Consider the following 2,388-nt stretch of genomic DNA (forward strand, 5'->3'; position numbering starts at 1 on the left):
CAGTTCCACCAGTCGTTCATAGCCCAGCCGTTCAATCTCGCTCAGACCTTCCAGCAACCCCTGCAGAAAGCGGGTTCTGTCTTCAGGTATCGGTTCAATTTTTGCTTTCATTTTGCTGTCATTGAAGGGAAAACGCTCTCCCGTGACAGGCAGTGGGTAATAGTCGAGTCCTGTGGGTTCATGTGGGTTCAGCCGGGCACTCAATGCCTGGAGTTCCTCTCTCGAGAAGTGCATGAGCAACACCCGGCCGCCGGCATTGGAGGCTCCACCGGCCAGCCAGCCTGTGGGCAGGCGATGACTGTAGATGCCGTAGTGCGGCGCGAACACTGGACGCGAGCTCAGCAGCTTGACCGCCAGTGTGCTGCCCAGGCTGGTGACGGCATCCCCCGGCTCACCGGCACCGGTGGCCAGAAAAGCGGCGATACTGTCGGTGGTGCCGGCGTGAACCAGCGTGTCTCGCCGCAGCCCCCAGCGTGAGGCAACCCGGGGTGAGACGGTGCCCAGCGGCGTTCCGGGCGCCACCACTTCTGGCGCGGGCAGAGGGTGCAGCAGCGCGCGAATGGCTTGCGGCCAGCTCAGGGAGATCGGGTCGAATCCCAGCTTGAGGGCGTTGTTCCAGTCCGTAGGCGGCAGCCTGTCCAGCAAGTGGGCATTGAGCCAGTCGATCTGGTGGGCGATGCGCAGCCCGTGCGGCCGGACCGCCCGTGCCTTGAGCTGCAGCACCTTGGCGAGCGTGCTGCTGGCGCCATGGGCGCCACTGTCAGGTGGCAATATGTCGGCCAGCGCCGCGACGACGGCGGAGTGACCGCGGTGGTCATACATGCGCACCGGAGAAGCGGGCCCATTCGCCCACAGCATCACGGTTGAGGAGGTGGCGTCGGCGATGATGTGCGCCACCTCCGGCAGGACGGGACGCAGCTGGGTCATGACGGCATTCAGCGCCGCCTCCCATGCCTGTGGCGTGTGCTCACTCAGAGGCGTTGTGGCCCGGGCAACGCACATGCCATCGGCCACGATGCAGCCGCGCAGGCCAGATGTACCCAGGTCCAGTCCCAGAATGGCCTTACCCATGCTAATATGCCCTCCCGTGTCCCTCTTGCCGGAAGCATCCGACCGTGCGTCTGAAGTCTATCAAACTGGCCGGATTCAAGTCCTTCGCCGAACCCGCCCGGCTGACCTTTCCCAGCAACATCACCTGCATCGTCGGTCCCAACGGCTGCGGAAAATCCAACACGCTGGATGCCATTCGCTGGGTGATGGGGGAGTCATCCGCCCGCAATCTGCGCGGTGGTGAGCTCAATGACGTGCTGTTCAACGGCACGGACCGGCGCAGGCCGGTCAGCCAGTGCAGCGTTGAGCTGATCTTCGACAACAGCGACCATCGTCTCAAGGGGCCGTGGAACCGCTATGCCGAAATCTCCGTGCGCCGGGTGCATCATCGGGAGCAGGGTACCCAGTACTACCTGAACGGACAGCGCTGCCGCAAGCGCGACGTGCAGGCCCTGTTCGACGGCACCGGGCTGGGGCCGCGCAGCTACGCGCTCATCGGCCAGGGCAACATCAGCCAGATCATCGAGGCCCGGCCGGAGCAGCTGCGTCTATTTCTGGAGGAGGTGGCCGGCATCGGCTTCTATCGCCAGCGGCGGCGGGAAGCGCTCAGCCGCCTGCAGGCCACCGAGGAAAACCTCGCTCAGCTGCAGATCCAGCATGACACCTGGCAGGCGCAGGCGGAGACCCTGCGGTCCCAGAGCGAGAGCGCGCGGCGCTGGCGAGCGTTGCGAGAGGAGATCGCCCAGCTGCGCCGGCGCTGGTTCCGGCTGGAATTCAGGAGGCTGAAGGAGCGACAGCAGCAGCTTGAGCAGGCATTTCAGCAACAGCAACAGGTCAGCGCGCGCCTGCAACTGGATGTGGAGGCGGCGCAAAAATCCCTGCTGCTGACACAGAAAAGCATGCCGGCGCTGGAGGAGAGAATGACCGGGGCGCGCGCGCAACTGCATGCGCTGGACAAACAGCTGGCACTGGCGGAAGCGGCCCGGGATGAACAGGTGGCCCGACGGGCCCGGCTGCAGCAGCAGGTGACGCAGCTGGAACAGCAGCGTGCTCAGGTGCGGGGCGCGCTGGACGAACTTGAGGCGGCCCGGGCCGCTCTGCCTGAGGAGGGGGCGGTTCAGGCGGAGCTGGATGCGATCGAACGGGAAGCGGCGCACCTCCGTGCGGAACTTGAGCCGCTGGAGCGTCAGTGGCAGGAGGTGGACCGTGACCTGCGTGCGCTGCAGTATCGTCGGCAGGAATGCCAGTCCATTCTCAACCGGCTCGAGCGGGAGCGTGATCAGCTTGAAGCCCGCCTTGAGGCCGAACAGGCCGCCCTTGAAGCGCAGCAGGAGGAAA

2 protein-coding genes are annotated in these 2,388 nt (G+C 65.2%); one reads left to right on the forward strand and one right to left on the reverse strand.

Annotation, left to right across the window (positions count from 1 at the left end; translation table 11 throughout):
• A partial coding sequence (locus F8K16_RS07230; RefSeq protein WP_294948744.1) for a carbohydrate kinase occupies positions 1-1,071 on the reverse strand: 1,071 nt, incomplete at its 3' end.
• Between the two features lie 44 nt (positions 1,072-1,115).
• On the opposite strand from F8K16_RS07230, the gene F8K16_RS07235 reads away from it, so the two are divergent.
• Positions 1,116-2,388, forward strand: a 1,273-nt coding sequence (locus F8K16_RS07235) for an AAA family ATPase (RefSeq protein ID WP_294948747.1), incomplete at its 3' end; no start/stop codon positions are given.

This window comes from Sulfurivirga sp. (assembly GCF_015490265.1).
Taxonomy (GTDB): Bacteria; Pseudomonadota; Gammaproteobacteria; order Thiomicrospirales; family Thiomicrospiraceae; genus Sulfurivirga.